Origin of the sequence: Spirosoma endophyticum, assembly GCF_900112365.1 — a bacterium.
Classification (GTDB): Bacteria; Bacteroidota; Bacteroidia; order Cytophagales; family Spirosomataceae; genus Spirosoma; species Spirosoma endophyticum.
Genome location: NZ_FOLQ01000007.1, coordinates 17,789 through 34,117, shown reverse-complemented (window position 1 = coordinate 34,117; position 16,329 = coordinate 17,789). Strand labels below are relative to the sequence as shown.

The following is a 16,329-nucleotide window of genomic DNA, read 5'->3' as shown; positions in this document are numbered from 1 at the left end:
TTATCAAATGCACACTCGGCGAAGCCAAGCGTGAACGTAACGCCGAAGTACAACCTTCAGCGTTACGTGTTTTTAAGGCTTTTTAACCTCATCGCCTTTTGTTTCCGAAGCCGTTTTTGCGAACTCAGCAACGGCTTTCTCCGTGATGCCGCCGACAATGTCCAGCGTTGGCATAGCTTTTTTTAGGCTTGCTAATCCCTGCTCCGTCACGGCAGTTTGCCAGAGGTAGACGGTTTTCAGATTTTTTAGGTTTTGTAACTCAGCCAGACCAGCGTCGGTGATGGACGTACCGTAAAGGTTCAGGTATTCCAGATTTGTCAATCCTTTGAGTTGCTTCAGGCCCGCGTCCGAAATTTTAGTTTGCTCCAGATGCAGTTTCTGAAGGTGTTTGAGCTTAGCAACCTGTGTTAGCGCTGCGTCCGAAATTTCGGTATCACCCAGCTTTAACCAGACAAGCTGATCACTTAGTTTGGGCAACAAAACCGCCTGTGCATCGCTGAAGTTATGCGCATTGACAGCGCTAACTTCCAGTTGATTCTTCTCTTTTGATAAGGGCAACACCAGCAATCCAGTTTTCTTTAACTCATCAATCACGTTCGGGTTCGCAGCCGGAAGCTTCATGGTCAAGACCGGCGATTCGGGAGCAGGTCCAGTTGATGCTACGTTCTGTCCACCAGTTTCAACCGGGCCACCACCGCCGAGCGAGGCCAGTACGGGACGAATGGCATCATTCACCTTCAGGTCCGAGACTTTTTTGTCGAACGTAGCGCCCTGATCAATCCACCACGTTAGCAGCGCGATCTGACTTTCCTGTAATTGCGTCTTCCCTTTTGGCGGCATATGGTGATCATCCTCTTCGGGTAACAGGCAGACTTTTACTAACTCGCTGCTCGTGCCTTTTCCAGCGACAAATACGGGGCCGTCTTCATAGCCTTTCTTAATCATGTCGGGACTATCCAGCCGCAATCCCGCCTTTGACTTATCGGCGTTATGGCATTGTACGCAGCGTGTTTGCAGGATTGGGTTAACAATCTGTTGGTAAACCATCGCCTGATTCACATCGGTGATCGGCTCAAATTTCAGTTCCGGCTGTTTAGCAGGCAGACCTGCCAATGTCCGGATGGGGCCAGGAGCGTATTGCGTCAGGTAATCAGACCCATGCGTCAGGTTTCCGCCGAGATGACCTGCGGCCAACAGCAACATCAGGGCGACACCCAGGGCAGGCAAATAAAGCAATTGGGCAAAGGGAATAATCCGACCAAGGTTTTCTGACTTCACGGACCACGCCACCCAGGCAAACACCGCCACGCCGATACCCTGCCACTTGTGTGATTCGAGCGTTTCGATATCGTACCCTCCGCCCAGCGACAGCAGATAGCCAAATACACAAGCCATTGTAGCACTCACCGCCGACCAGAACAAAATTAACGTAATGGTATGCGAACTCACCGAGTTTCGGCGGGTCAACCGATCAAGTTCGAGCAGCCCGGCAATAAGCAGAAAACCAATCGGCAGATGAACAATGAGCGGGTGAAAATGCCCAAGAAACAACGCCCAGTCAGACGTATTGGCTGCTACCAAAATCAATTTATTCATAAGCTAAACACGCACGACCAAAGGCCTAAGAGAGCTTTTATCGACTTTACAGGAAAAGAACGTAGCGCGTAAACTTTACTGACAATGAACAGACTAACGTAGTGAAATGAGTATAAACAAAAAGGTGGCTGCTAGCACATAGCAGCCACCTTCATTAACTTGTTGAAGCAAATTATTTCTGCTCCTGATCATCTTTATCACTGGCATGGCCACCTCTGCCTTTCCGCATATGACCTTTCATCGACTCTACTTTCGCAAACTGATCGGGCGTCAAGATACTTTTAAGCTTGGTTTTGTAGTCGTCGGCGTTGGCTTTCATGGCTTGTGCTTTGGCTTTGTTATCGTCGGCACTGGCCTGAATGTCGTTTACTTTCTGGGCGCGGGCCAACGTCGCATCGTATAGTTTTTGTGATGTAGCCTGGTCCAGTCCCAACTGTTGCGTCATGCGATCGGTCATTTTCCGGGCGCGCGTTGCCGGATCACCCATTGGGTGTTGTTGCATCGACTGGCCTTTTCCCATCCGGGTCGTTGTAGTGGGCGCATCGGGTGTTGCCATTTGTTGAGCCAGCAAAGGCAACGAGAACATCGAGAGCAATAATCCGCTGAGGGCAATTTTCTTAAACATGGTTCTTAGTATTTAAATCCGAACGTAAGACGGTACAAACCCATCAGGGTTTAAGCGTCCTCGTGAATTTAATTACATATTAACCATCATAGGTCCGTGATCAACCGGGCAATACGTTCCAGCCCTGCCTGATCAATCTCGCTAAAATCATTTAGCTGATCACTGTCTATATCCAGCACCATCGCTACGTTCCCGGATCGATCAAACACAGGTATGACAACTTCTGACTTCGACGCCGAGCTACAGGCAATGTGTCCTGGAAACTGCTCAACATCCGGCACCAGAATCGTTTCCCGGCGTGTGTAAGCGGCCCCGCAGACGCCTTTATTAAACGAAATCCGCGTACAGGCAACAGGACCCTGAAACGGTCCAAGCACTAATTGATCATCTTTTTTGAGGTAGAAACCAATCCAAAAGAAACCAAAAGCTTCTTTCAGCGCAGCCGCGATATTCGCCAGATTAGCGACTAAATCCGGTTCACCATCAATCAGGGCGGCTATCTGCGGAACCAGGCTGTCATAGATAGCCTGGCGACTTGTCGTTTGAGGAATAATGAGTGTTTCAGCCATCTTAGTTTCTCGTAAAGAACTGAATAAGAACAATACTTACCGTGGTAAAAAGGGTGCTGGCACCTATTCGAATAAGCGTTGGAATAAGTAACGCCAGGCTGCTGGCTTCAATGAAAAACAGGGCTGTATGATGAATTAGGGTTAACAAAAACACGTACCGAAAAAAGGGCCCAACGCCCAATTCGCGCAACGAAAACTGAATCCGTGACTCAACACCCGGTACATCAATCTGAGCCCGCACAATCAGCGGTCGGCAGTAGGCCATTAACACCGTTGCGGCTGCATGCATTCCCAATGTATTGTAGAACGTATCGACAATAAGGCCCGTTGCAAACGCAATGATCAGCAACCAGGTTCGACTGATCTCATTCGGCAGCAACAGTATGCAGGCGATGTAGATGAAGCAGAAGCCATAATCGAAAAGGACTACATTGCGCACGAGCAAAATTTGCAGTGCCAGATACAGCACAAACAACAACGTAGTAGAGAGGATCTCGCGCAGAGTCATTTATAGTCGGTAGTCAGGAGTTGATAGTCGGTAGTCAGGAGTGTTTTTATGCCATATGACTAACGACTATCAACTATCGACTTATTTTTCGTTATCAACTTGTTTTTCTAGTTGTTCCTGCTCGGCCTGCAGGCGATTTTCGACAACATACACAAATGACAGGTTACTAAAATTCGTGGCCAGATTGAGCGTAATATCGTGGAACGTCTGATTCGGCATGGGCGCAACCGATAAGACTCGACCAATTAAAATACCGGGCGGGAAAGTTGAATTGTGCCCTGATGTAACGACAGAATCACCTTTGCTAACCGGCTTATAGCGTGATATATCGAGCAATTTGATAAATCTTGGATCAGAACCGTCCCATTTGGCGGTACCAATCTCATTTGCTTTTACCAGTTGCGATGAAACCAGGTATTCGGAATGAAGAATGGACGTAATGACCGAAAAATGATGGTTACAAACGCGCACCTTTCCCACAACGCCCGTCGGTGAAATAACGCCCATTCCCGGCCGAATTCCATCATCACTTCCTTTGTCAATGGTGATGTAGTTATTGGCAAACTGCGTCGTGTTGTCAACTACTTTTGCCACCGTAAATTTAAAACGATCCGCAAAGGCTGAATCAGCCCGATACTCAGCCGGCGCTTCTGGCCTGCTTTGGAGCGCCTTCGTCAGTTGTGCATTAAGCCGTTGATTTTCCAGCGCTAAATCAGCATTGACTTTCCGCAGGTTCGCATATTCGTTGGCCGCGTTCGACCACGCCAGCACCTGAGCCGCGTAGCGATTCGATGTATTGAAGTACGTAGCGCTCCAGTAATTGCTGGTATTAATGATGAAGTAGAAACAGAGTACTTCCAGCAATACAAACAAAATGAAGTGGCGGCTTCGGAGGAAAAAATCAACTAATTCTCCCATACAAACAAGTAACGCGGGAGGAAACCCGCGATTTATAGTTGATCATGAAGTCACTACAAATCGCGGTTTTCCTCCCGCGTTACTTTAACTAATCAGTACCGACCGGTACATATCCAGATTCTTAATTACCTCACCGGTGCCTTTCACAACGGCCTTGAGCGGATCGTCGGCAACGTGAATGGGCAACTTTGTTTTGGCACCCAGGCGCTTATCGAGCCCGTGCAGAAGTGCACCGCCACCCGTCAGGTGAATACCGTTGGTATAGATATCAGCCGACAATTCCGGTGGTGAAATTTCGAGGGCTTTCATCGTAGCCTCCTCAATTTTCGAGATGGATTTATCGAGGGCGTACGCAATTTCGCTGTACGTCACTTTAATTTCCTTCGGAATACCCGTCATCAAATCGCGACCCCGGATTTCATAATCGGCGGGTGGATTATCGAGTTCAGGCAAAGCCGAACCAACTTCCATCTTGATTTGCTCCGCCGAACGTTCGCCAATGAGCAGGTTATGTTCCCGACGCATGTAATCCACAATATCACGGGTAAAGACGTCGCCAGCGATACGTATCGATTGTTCGCAGACAATCCCCGACAAAGCAATAACGGCGATTTCGGTTGTTCCACCCCCAATGTCCACAATCATGGTACCGTTGGGTTGGGTAATATCAATGCCGATCCCAATGGCAGCCGCAATGGGTTCGTGTACCATGTATACTTCTTTGGCTCCAGCGTGTTCGGCCGAGTCTTTAACAGCCCGCTTCTCTACCTCCGTAATACCCGATGGAATGCAAATAACCATCCGGTGTGAAGGCGAAAAAAGTTTACTGCCCGTATCTATCATTTTAATCATACCCCGAATCATCAACTCGGCGGCAGTAAAATCAGCAATAACGCCGTCTTTCAACGGTCGAATGGTCTTGATATTTTCGTTGGTTTTTTCGTGCATCTGCATGGCCTTATGCCCAATGGCCAGCACCTTGCCGCTGATCTTGTCCATTGCAATAATCGAAGGCTCATCCACCACAATCCGATCCTTGTGAATAATCAAGGTATTCGCCGTGCCCAGGTCAATAGCAATGTCGCTGGTTAGAAAATTAAAAAGTCCCATTATAGGTTTTAACGCAGAACGTCTTATTACAAGTACTGTGAATTAAAAAGAACGCAAAAATATAGATTATTCAAGACAAACCGTGTCGATGGCCCGAATAGACTAGTGTATTTTTAAGATGACTATCAGGAGGATGGATAACGAATGATGCAAAAGGAGCAGGATGTAAAGGTACACGGATAAGCCATCGAACCTACACGATTCATTATCTATTATATAGTACTTTTGTGTTATTATGGGAATTAGGTCGGTAGCAAGTAAGCCATTAGCCAAATGGGTCGTAGAACGGCAACAAACCTGGATGTATCAGCCTGCGGAAGCTCAACAACAGTGGCTTCAAAAGTTGATCGACGGTGGCCGTCATACAGTATTTGGCAAGGATCATCACTTCCGGGATGTACACTCCATCGAAGAGTTTCGGCAGGCCGTACCCGTTCGGGATTATGAAGACCTGAAACCCTACATCGAGCAGATTCTGGCCGGTAATTCTGATGTACTCTGGAAAGGAAAGCCGCTCTATTTTGCGAAAACATCAGGCACTACGTCTGGCACAAAATACATTCCGATTACACAGGATTCCATTCCAAACCATATTGATTCGGCCCGTGATGCTCTCCTGAATTACATCAACGAAACAGGCAACAGCGCGTTTCTGGACAAGAAGCTTATTTTCCTATCGGGTAGCCCAGAGTTGACTCAGAAAGCGGGCATCAACATTGGTCGGCTATCGGGCATTGCCAACCACCACGTACCGGCTTACCTGCGCACGAATCAGCTTCCCAATTACGAAACGAATGTTATTGACGACTGGGAAACCAAGCTGGAACGTATCATCGACGAAACGCTGACACAGCCCATGTCCCTCATTTCGGGCATTCCGCCCTGGGTGCAGATGTACTTCGACCGCATTCAGGAACGTACCGGCAAGTTGATCAAAGACGTTTTTCCCGACTTTTCAGTGTTTGTGTATGGTGGCGTCAACTTCGAGCCTTATCGTGCCAAATTGTATGAAAGCATCGGCAAACGCGTAGACTCGATTGAAACGTACCCAGCGTCGGAGGGATTCATTGCCTTTCAGGACACACAAACGGAAGAAGGTCTGCTGATGCTGCTGGACAGCGGCATCTTTTTTGAATTTGTTGCCGCCGATGACTATTTCACCGAGAACCCACGCCGACTGACAATTAGCGAAGTCGAACTGGGTAAGAATTACGCCGTCATTATTAACAACAACGCGGGTTTGTGGGGTTACTCACTCGGCGATACAGTCAAGTTCGTCTCCCGCGACCCATACCGGTTACTCGTAACGGGACGTATCAAACACTTTATTTCAGCTTTTGGCGAACACGTAATTGGCGAGGAAGTTGAGAAAGCCTTGCAGTATGCGATGCAGCAGCACCCTGAAACCGAAGTGGTTGAGTTCACCGTAGCGCCGATGGTCAGCCCGAAAGAGGGATTGCCGTATCATGAGTGGCTGGTCGAGTTTGCTACGTCCCCTCACGACCCAGCCGCCTTCGCCCGTGACCTGGACAACCGCCTGACCAAACTCAACGTATACTACGACGACCTCATTACGGGTTCCATCCTGCAACCCCTTAAACTGACTGCCCTACCGCGTGGGGCGTTTCAACGGTACATGAAGTCGCAGGGTAAGTTAGGCGGCCAAAATAAAGTACCGCGCCTGGCGAATGACCGGAAAATTGCAGAGGGGTTATTGGAAATAATGCACAATGTCTAATGGATAATGAATAATGAAAATAACTGGCATTGACATTGGCGAGTATCGTCAGTTTAAAAATATCAAGTTTGATTTTACGTACCCCGCAGACCATCCAAGAGTAGGTCAGCCATTGGATAAAGTATGTTTTATTGGGCAAAGTGGAACGGGGAAGACTACGTTGCTGAATATTATCTGGAATTTTTTCACAATCAATGATGACGGATATCAACTGTACAAAAGAAAGCAGCTAGGGAGGAGTAATTCTGTAGATCCTTACCGTGTGTTTGAAAAAGTAGCCGTTATAGCTAACGTTAACGGAAAGCATATTCGATTGGATAATAATACGTTTAAAAGTCACAAAGACAGTCTCTTCGAGAATATGTCAATTATTGCAAGTAGCGTAGAATGGTTATTAGAATCACAAATACAAGAGGAAATAGAAATAGCTAATAAGTTATGTTTGTATATTGATGACTCGTCCATTAATCATGCGTACAGTTTAACTGCAAATAGAAATGAAAGCGATTTTGGCAATAAAACATACGTAGCAAATAGTAATGAAATTTTTCTCGCTAACGAAAAAAGAGAAGAAATTATAACGAAGCTGGTCAACTCAAAAGTTATGGCTCTATATTCTATAGATAGTCGTTATTTATGGAATTACTTGCTTAGTGATATTGATAAATATGATGAAAATTTAAAAAAAATAGCAATTGATTTAATTCAGAAAAATGGTAGCTTCTCACCAAATCGCTTAGCGGATAAGTTAAGTAAATGGCAAGAAGAGAATCCTAATCCAAAAATTGACATAGCGACCAACTGTTTAAATCCTATTTTGAATGATTTCTTTTTGGAAGTTGACATTGAAGGTACGGAAGCTCCAATAGTCATAAAGACTCAAAGTGGTATATCATTAACTTATGACACTTTGAGCACGGGAACAAAACAACTCTTAGCAACAGCGATCCCCATTTATAAGAGTCAGGTTAAGGATGGTGTCATACTTTTCGATGAACCAGAACGCTCCTTATTCCCTAATATTCAACGTAGATTGGTAAAGTATTACACTGATCTCGCTCCTGAAGCCCAATTCTTCTTTGCTACACACTCGCCCATCATCGCATCAGCATTTGAGCCCTGCGAGCGTTTCATCTTATATTTTGACGAAAATGGAGAAGTTAAATGCCGTAATGGCGTTGCACCGGAAGGCGATGACCCGAATGACATTTTGAGCGAAGATTTTGGTTTGGATGAGCTAATGTTGCAGCCGGGAATAGACGCCTACAAGCGATATCGGGATTTGTTCGTAGAGATAAAAAATGAAAAAGACCCTGTGCGTCAAAAAGAATTAGTAGTCGAGCAGGCTAAGTTAGGCGACCAATACAAATTTTAATCGGCATGCGACGTATTATCAAGTCGACTCAGTCGAAAATTATTGAACGCCAGCTAACTTACAAAGACGGTAAAAATGACGAATTGAGACAGTTATTGGCGGCAGAACAGCATAGCATCTGCGCATATACCGAAACCTACTTTGGCTCATCAGATGACGCACACATCGAACATTTTAATCCAACGCTTAAGAATACACTTAATGATGACTATAAGAATTGGTTTCTAGTCAAAAGCCTCTGGAACACAAAAAAATCGAAAAAGTGGGCAAGCTATCAGCCTATACTTCATCCTACCGATGAAGACCTAGAAAAGCGGATTTTATATTTTGATGGGAATTACGTTGCTGCTGACCCAAATGATGTTGAAGCTCAAAACCTCATCCGATTGCTAGATCTAGATAATGCCCGTCTGGCTGATCAACGTAAACGATATATTAGTTCAAAAAAGCAACAGATTAATAACTTGAATCAGCCAGCGCAACAATACATTGATGAATTAATAATTGAGTATCCCGAAGGTATTTATTTCATCCGCGCTCTTGAAGAAGAATTAGACGTAAAAGTCAATTTTGACTTAGTGAAAACTAAATGACAGAAATAAAAAAACGCCATATCGCCATTCTCGGCTCGACCGGCTCCATTGGAACCCAGGCCGTTGATGTGATAAAAGCCCACGCTGATCAGTTTCAGGTCGAGGTGCTGACGACTAATAATAATGCCGAGCTGCTTATTCAGCAGGCGATTGAATTAAAACCGAACGTAGTGGTTATCTGCAATGAAGACCGCTACGATCAGGTATTTTCGGCGCTCGATCCGCTCGGCATTAAGGTCTATGCCGGGGCAAAGTCCATCGCTTCCGTGGTACAGATGGACACGATTGATATGGTCCTGACCGCCATGGTCGGCTACGCGGGTCTGCTGCCCACCATCAAGGCGATTGAAGCCGGAAAGTCGATTGCGTTAGCCAACAAAGAAACCCTTGTCGTTGCGGGCGAACTTGTTACCCGACTGGCCGCGCAGAAAGGTGTTAACCTCTATCCGGTTGATTCCGAGCACTCGGCCATTTTCCAGTGCCTGGTCGGGGAGTTTCACAATCCAATTGAGAAGATCATCCTTACGGCATCGGGCGGCCCGTTTCGAGGAAAGTCAAAAGAGTTTTTATCGACTGTTACGAAGGCACAAGCGCTCAAACATCCGAACTGGACAATGGGCGCCAAAATTACAATCGACTCTGCTACGCTGATGAACAAGGGTCTGGAAGTCATCGAAGCAAAGTGGCTCTTCAATCTTCGTCCCAACCAGATCGACGTAGTGGTACACCCGCAGAGCATCGTTCATTCGCTGGTGCAGTTTGAGGACGGCAGCTTGAAAGCGCAAATGGGTTTGCCCGATATGCGCCTGCCGATTCAGTTTGCGCTTGGCTATCCAAACCGCTTGAAGTCCGATTTCCCCCGCTTCAACTTCATGGATTATCCGTCTCTCACATTTGAACAGCCAGACAAGGAAACGTTTCGTAATTTGCAACTCGCTTTCGACGCGCTGGATTTGGGCGGGAACGCATCCTGTATCATCAATGCAGCGAACGAGGTGGCCGTAGACGCCTTTTTACACGATCGAATTGGCTTTTTAGACATATCAGAAATTATTGAGATGTGTTTGACCAAAGCAACTTTCGTTCGTGCGCCAACCTACGACGACTACGTATCTACGGACGAGGAAACACGTCAGCTAGCCACGGAGCGAATCAAAAGTTTGGTTTAGATGTTTGTACGCTGTAAGTCGTTCTCAACGTTTCATTCACATGACATTTTGGCTCTGGTTTATTATTGGCCTGGTCCTTGGTATTGTTTTACTAAGGTTCGTGGGAAAGCGGTCAGGCAAGTAATACTGAACGTCTGCATGAATAAGTTTTAGTCAGGCAACATCGTTTCTGAGTGATAATCAGCAAGTAATAACAGCGCGGTTTCACAATCGCAACTAATGACAAAACCGATCAAATGGAAATTTTAATTATGGCGGGACAGCTCATTCTGGGTTTGTCCATCTTAGTAGGCTTACACGAATTAGGTCACCTGCTGGCGGCCAAAGCGTTTGGGATGCGGGTAGAGCAATATTTTATTGGTTTTCCACCCAAAGTGTTTAGCATTAAACGCGGAGAAACAGAATACGGGATTGGGGCGATTCCGTTGGGGGGCTTTGTGAAGATCTCGGGAATGATTGATGAATCGCTCGACACCGCTCATACAAACACGGAACCACAGCCCTACGAATTCAGAGCGAAACCGGCCTGGCAACGATTGATCGTTATGCTTGGTGGTATTATTGTCAATGTCATCGTTGGCATCCTGATTTTTGTAATTCTGACCTACAAAAACGGTAATACGTATCTGGCAGCAAAGGACGCAAAATATGGTATCGTCGCTTATGATCTGGCCAAAAGCATTGGATTGAAAACGGGCGATAAAATCGTTAAGGTAAATGGGAAACCGATCGTAGACTTCAATGAAATTCGCAGTTCCGACGTATTACTGGGCAACAATAGTTCGTATACGATCGAACGGAACGGTAAACTAGAAGACATTTATATCCCCAATAACTTTGTGGATAAACTGGCCGATAAGAAAGCTGCCGGACAATTTATTGAGGCTATCGAGCCATTTAAAGTCCGTTCGATTGCCAAAGGCATGCCCGCAGAGAAGGCTGGTCTTAAGGAGAATGACCGTATCACAGCCGTTAATGGGCAACCAACACCGTTTTACCACGAATTTCAACAGCTTATCAAAGCAAATACCGGCAAAAAAGTTACCCTTGCCGTACAGCGCGGTAGTCAGTCTTTAACATTGACTTCAGCTGTTACGCCAGATGGCCTTATCGGAATTGGCGTAGAGCAATTATTGCCGGTATCTCACATAGATTATACGTTTGGTGAAGCTCTTTCGATAGGCACAAGCAAAGCCTTTCAGGTCGTATTTGATAATATAAAAGGTTTTGGTAAAATTTTCCGGGGCGAAGTCTCGGCATCTAAGGCGCTTAGTGGTCCCATTGGTATCGCCCAAAATCTGTTCGGTGGTATCTGGGTTTGGGATCGCTTCTGGACCGTTACGGGGTTGCTCTCCATGGCCCTTGCTTTCATGAATGCGTTACCTATTCCCGCTCTCGACGGTGGTCATGCCACAATTTTAGGTTACGAAATAATTTCTGGCCGTAAACCTTCCGACAAGTTTCTGGAAGGTGCTCAAAAAGTGGGTATGGTCATGCTGCTGGGTTTAATGGCTTTTGCAATTTTCAATGACGTTTTCAAAGCCTTCTTTTAAAAAAGTAAACCGCAAAGACGCACAGGGAAGCATACCCTGGCGTACTTCACGCTTCCCTGTGCGTCTTTGCGGTTTGCTCATCGTTCTGCTATTCACAAATAGTCGTTCGGCGCATGATTTTCATGCCAGCGTCACGCAGATGCAGTATGATCCGAAAGAGCAGGTATTTGAGATCAGCATTCGCATCTTTACGGATGATTTTGAAAAGGTTCTTTCAGCCGAATCGAACACCAAAGTCAACTTAAGTGACAGCCATAAAAATGATGCGCTGATTGAGAAATATATCCGCGCGCATTTCGCGTATATAAATCCGCAGAAACAAGCGAAGCCGATTAAATACGTAGGGCACGAAATTGAGGCTGACGCCAATTGGCTCTACCTGGAAATGCCTTACGCAGAACCGTTTCGGGGTGGGCAGTTGAAACAGAACGTATTGATGGAGTATTTTGATGATCAGGTCAATATGGTTAATATCCAGTACCAGCATCAGAAAAAGACATTTGTTTTTCGCAAAAGCCAGTCCGTTCAGGACATTTCACTCTGATTAATAAATTTATTAGGCCGCTTATCATCTGGTTTTGTTATTTTGTGGAAATAACAGAAGGCCCGCCACTTCGTCATAACATAAATGAATGGCACGGCCCTTGCAACTAGCTCAGTTTCCTTAACTTTCCCCGTAGTTTAGGCACCTATCACTTATTGAAGGCTGCCAGTTTGGCAGTGTACTTATGATTTCAGAAAAAGAGTTAGCTACCCGTTTGATGCTGGCCGATTTTGATTCGGATAATTTAGAAATTGTTCCGCTCGGCTCGTCGGAGGGGTTGTATGATGACTATGAATTACCACCAAATCTACCCATTCTACCGGTACGTAATACGGTCCTGTTTCCGGGTATGGTGATTCCCGTTACGGTCGGTCGGTCAAAGTCAATTCGGCTGGTTAAGAAAGCATATAAAGGCAATCGAATTATTGGTGTAACCGCGCAACTCAATCAACAGAAGGATGAACCCACCGCCGACGATCTATACCGTTTTGGTACGGTAGCGTACATCATCAAGATGATTACGTTACCCGATGGCAACATCACGATCATTATCCAGGGGAAGAAGCGCTTTGAAATTCAACAAATTACGCAGGAAGAGCCTTTCATGACGGCACAGGTTCGCCAGATCGACGACTCGTTTCCGAACGTAAATAAAAAGGAAGGAAAGGCCCTGCTTCAATCCGTAAAAGACGCAGCCTATAAGGTGTTGCGACTTAATCCTGAAATTCCACAAGAAGCTCGTATTGCGCTCGATAACATCGAAAGTCCAACGTTTTTATTGCATTTTCTGTCGTCGAATATCAATGCAGATGTTGCCGATAAGCAACGGCTTTTAGAGACATTGGAAGCCGTTCCTCAGGCGAACTTGCTTCTGGAATATATGCTTCGCGATGTGCAGTTGCTTGAACTCAAACGCGAAATCCAATCCAAAGCCTCATCTGATCTGGATCAACAGCAGCGCGATTACTATTTGCGCCAGCAAATGAAAGTTCTTCAGGACGAGTTGGGCATGGATAATCCCGACCGAGAGATCGATGAGATACGTATCAAGGCCGATCGCAAGAAGTGGCCAGCCGAAGTTCGATCGCATTTTGATAAGGAACTGAATAAATTACAGCGCATCAACCCAATGGCGCCGGAATATCCGGTAACAATGAATTACGTTGAGCTAATGGTTGATTTACCCTGGAATGAATATACAAAGGATAATTTCGACCTGAAGCGGGCGCAAAAGATTCTCGATACGGACCATTTCGGACTGGAAAAAGTTAAAGAACGTATTATCGAGTACCTCGCCGTTCTAAAGCTAAAGAATGACATGAAGGCACCAATTCTGTGTCTTTACGGGCCTCCGGGTGTAGGTAAAACCTCGTTGGGTAAATCAGTAGCAAAGGCACTAGGCAGGAAATACAGCCGGATGGCGCTGGGCGGTGTTCACGACGAAGCCGAAATTCGCGGGCACCGCAAGACCTACATAGGGGCTATGCCGGGCAAAGTAATTCAGAATATCCGTAAATGCGGAACAGCCAATCCAGTCTTTATTCTGGACGAAATTGACAAGGTCAGTTCCGATTTCCGGGGCGATCCATCCTCGGCCCTGCTTGAGGTGCTGGACCCTGAGCAGAACTCAACCTTCATGGACAACTACCTTGAAACGGAATTTGATCTTTCGCGGGTCCTGTTCATTGCTACGGCGAACTCTCTCGATACCATTCATCCAGCCCTTCGCGACCGGATGGAAATTATCGACATTGCGGGCTACACCGTTGAAGAAAAAGTACAAATTGCTAAAAAGTACCTCATTCCGAAACAACGTAAAGATCACGGCCTGAAACCCAAAGATCTGGTTATTGAAGACAAAGCCATTCTGCGAATTATTGAAGCGTATACGCGTGAGTCGGGCGTTCGGAATCTGGAACAGAAAATTGGGGCATTGATACGTAAGATCGCCAAATCAATTGCGATGGAGGAGGAATACAATCATACGATCAAAGCCAGCGATATACCTAAAATGCTTGGTGCCGAGATTTTCGATAAAGAGCTTTATGCCGACGATGACATTGCCGGCATTGTGACGGGCCTGGCCTGGACACAGGTTGGTGGTGAAATTCTGCTTATTGAATCAAGCCTGAGCCGCGGCAAAGGTGTTTTGACCTTGTCTGGCCAGTTGGGTGACGTTATGAAGGAGTCTGCCGTAACGGCCCTCTCCTACCTCAAAGCACATGCCGATGATTTAGGTATCGACTACCGGGTTTTCAGCCATTACGACCTTCATATTCACATTCCAGCTGGTGCTGTACCGAAAGACGGCCCATCGGCGGGGATTACGATGCTGACCTCCATGACTTCGATTTATACCCAACGCAAGGTTAAACCGTATCTGGCGATGACGGGTGAGGTGACGCTACGTGGTAAGGTATTGCCGGTGGGCGGTATAAAAGAGAAAATCCTGGCGGCCAATCGGGCGGGTATTAAAGAGATTATTCTCTGCTCGAAGAACCGGAAGGATATTGAGGAAATAAATCAGACCTATATTAAAGAGTTGACGTTCTATTACGCCGATACGGTCGATCAAGTGCTGGCCATCGCTTTACTTCCCGGCCAGGTTGGTAAACCCATGAAGTTTATACTTCCTGAAGAGAAAGAGCAACGCGAAGTCGAGAAAGTATATTGATTGTTACGAAAACGGTCGGGCCGACGTAGCAGTCAAGCAGATTGAGATGGATATTCCATAAATCTGCTTGACTGCTACGTCGGCCCGACCGTTTTCTTATCTTTACGCCGTGCACGATTTTCAAAAACTCTCCGCTCTTTATCAGCAGGCGTTGCTACGTCAGGTTGTGCCATTCTGTCTCAAACATGGCCGTGACGACCAATACGGGGGCTATTTTGATAGTATAAGCGCAGCGGGCGAGGTTATTGATAGCGATAAATCTGTCGATTTGCAGGCCCAACAAGCCTGGGCATTCGCCTGGCTCTATAATACGGTCGATGGACAGCCAGCCTGGCTCGAACATGCTCGCCACGGAGCGCTCTTTCTGAGCGAGTTTGCACAGGACGCTACGTTGCATTGTTATGCTCAACTTGACCGCCGAGGCCGTCCGGTTGCTGCCGCATCGGATTATATACCCGACAGTTTTACCATTATCGCCTACGCACAACTTCACCGGGCGACTGGTGAGGATGAATGGGCGATGCTGGCGAAACAAGTATTCTCGAACTTACGCCAGCGTAGAGAAGCCGATCGTGCAAAGCAAATCGATGTACTGGGTGGCCTTCGACAACTCCGCCACTTGAGCGAACCGATTGCCGTATTGAAGGCGATTTTGGAAATGCAGCCTTTACTAGATGAAGAAACATGGAAAGAATCGCGAGACAGTATTATACAGGAGTTACTGCACGAATTTGTAGATCGACGTACCGACACGTTACGTGAATCTATACTACCCGAAGGCGCCTTTGTTAATACGCCCCAAGGTCGGCGACTTGCGATTGGGCTAATCTTTCAGACGGCTAGTTATTTGCTTGACGTCTATTCCGAAAGTAGCGACAACAGAGGTGGGGTATTGGGAAACGTCAACCGCAAACTGGCGTCTCAGGTCGTTGCGTGGTGTTTGCAAGCTTGCGAGCAGGCCTGGGATGAAACCGGCGGTGGCCTGAATCAATACGTAGACATGAAAGGTCAGCCGGTTATTTTTCCCGACTGGCAGCAAAAGTGGGCCTGGGTACAGGTTGAAGCCATTAATGCCCTGATAAAAGGCTATTTATACACACGCCATCCAGATTGTCTCAGATGGTTCAAACGTATCCACGATTATACCTTCCAGCACTTTCCCGACCCAGCACAAGCCGGTTGGCAGTTAGTACTTGACCGACAAGCTCAGCCTTTGTTGACCGTCAAATCGCTTCCGTCGGTTGGCTGTTTTTCGCTGATCCGGTGCCTGGCCGAAACAGCCCAGCTATTGACCCAAGGTGATAAAATCCAACCTAGAGAGCGAATTGGCCGATCTGGTCTTCCGATTAGTTCATAA

General features: G+C 46.5%; 14 protein-coding genes. 8 read left to right on the top strand and 6 right to left on the bottom strand.

Annotated features, from left to right (window positions below):
* Positions 1–72: 72 nt before the first annotated feature.
* From BM202_RS18565 to BM202_RS18540, 6 genes are all read right to left on the bottom strand, one after another.
* A complete protein-coding gene (locus BM202_RS18565; RefSeq protein WP_093828835.1) occupies positions 73–1,596 on the bottom strand; it encodes a c-type cytochrome domain-containing protein in 1,524 nt (507 codons plus the stop codon).
* A gap of 172 nt (positions 1,597–1,768) precedes the next feature.
* Positions 1,769–2,221: a DUF4890 domain-containing protein gene (locus tag BM202_RS18560; RefSeq protein WP_093828833.1), complete on the bottom strand. Its 453-nt coding sequence runs from the start codon at positions 2,219–2,221 to the stop codon at positions 1,769–1,771.
* Positions 2,222–2,307: 86 nt separating this feature from the next.
* Complete coding sequence (locus BM202_RS18555) at positions 2,308–2,790, bottom strand: GAF domain-containing protein (protein ID WP_093828831.1); 483 nt, start codon at positions 2,788–2,790, stop codon at positions 2,308–2,310.
* A 1-nt stretch (position 2,791) separates the two neighbouring features.
* Positions 2,792–3,298 (bottom strand): hypothetical protein, encoded by a 507-nt coding sequence (locus BM202_RS18550; protein ID WP_093828829.1) that lies wholly within the window; start codon positions 3,296–3,298, stop codon positions 2,792–2,794.
* 81 nt (positions 3,299–3,379) lie between these two features.
* The gene (gene mreC, locus BM202_RS18545; RefSeq protein WP_093828827.1) at positions 3,380–4,216 is read right to left on the bottom strand and encodes a rod shape-determining protein MreC; all 837 of its coding nucleotides are present in this window, start codon (positions 4,214–4,216) and stop codon (positions 3,380–3,382) included.
* An 84-nt stretch (positions 4,217–4,300) separates the two neighbouring features.
* Complete coding sequence (locus tag BM202_RS18540; protein ID WP_093828825.1) at positions 4,301–5,326, bottom strand: rod shape-determining protein; 1,026 nt, start codon at positions 5,324–5,326, stop codon at positions 4,301–4,303.
* Between the two features lie 235 nt (positions 5,327–5,561).
* On the opposite strand from BM202_RS18540, the gene BM202_RS18535 reads away from it, so the two are divergent.
* The 8 genes from BM202_RS18535 to BM202_RS18500 all read left to right on the top strand — a co-directional run bounded on the left by BM202_RS18535 (position 5,562) and on the right by BM202_RS18500 (position 16,329).
* Complete coding sequence (locus tag BM202_RS18535) at positions 5,562–7,064, top strand: GH3 auxin-responsive promoter family protein (RefSeq protein ID WP_093828823.1); 1,503 nt, start codon at positions 5,562–5,564, stop codon at positions 7,062–7,064.
* 13 nt (positions 7,065–7,077) lie between these two features.
* Entirely contained in the window at positions 7,078–8,439 is a 1,362-nt protein-coding gene (locus BM202_RS18530; RefSeq protein ID WP_093828821.1) for an AAA family ATPase, read from the top strand.
* A gap of 5 nt (positions 8,440–8,444) precedes the next feature.
* Positions 8,445–9,032 carry an HNH endonuclease family protein gene (locus BM202_RS18525; RefSeq protein WP_093828819.1) on the top strand — a complete coding sequence of 196 codons (588 nt, stop codon included), beginning with the start codon at positions 8,445–8,447 and terminating at the stop codon, positions 9,030–9,032.
* Positions 9,029–10,201, top strand: coding sequence for a 1-deoxy-D-xylulose-5-phosphate reductoisomerase (locus tag BM202_RS18520; protein ID WP_093828817.1), 1,173 nt, complete (start codon positions 9,029–9,031; stop codon positions 10,199–10,201). The genes BM202_RS18525 and BM202_RS18520 overlap by 4 nt, the downstream gene beginning before the upstream one ends.
* Before the next feature lie 236 nt (positions 10,202–10,437).
* Entirely contained in the window at positions 10,438–11,754 is a 1,317-nt protein-coding gene (rseP, locus tag BM202_RS18515) for an RIP metalloprotease RseP (RefSeq protein WP_093828815.1), read from the top strand.
* A 73-nt stretch (positions 11,755–11,827) separates the two neighbouring features.
* Positions 11,828–12,298 (top strand): DUF6702 family protein, encoded by a 471-nt coding sequence (locus tag BM202_RS18510; RefSeq protein WP_245776712.1) that lies wholly within the window; start codon positions 11,828–11,830, stop codon positions 12,296–12,298.
* A 184-nt stretch (positions 12,299–12,482) separates the two neighbouring features.
* Positions 12,483–14,972: an endopeptidase La gene (gene lon / locus BM202_RS18505; RefSeq protein WP_093828813.1), complete on the top strand. Its 2,490-nt coding sequence runs from the start codon at positions 12,483–12,485 to the stop codon at positions 14,970–14,972.
* A 109-nt stretch (positions 14,973–15,081) separates the two neighbouring features.
* The gene (locus tag BM202_RS18500; RefSeq protein ID WP_093829236.1) at positions 15,082–16,329 is read left to right on the top strand and encodes an AGE family epimerase/isomerase; all 1,248 of its coding nucleotides are present in this window, start codon (positions 15,082–15,084) and stop codon (positions 16,327–16,329) included.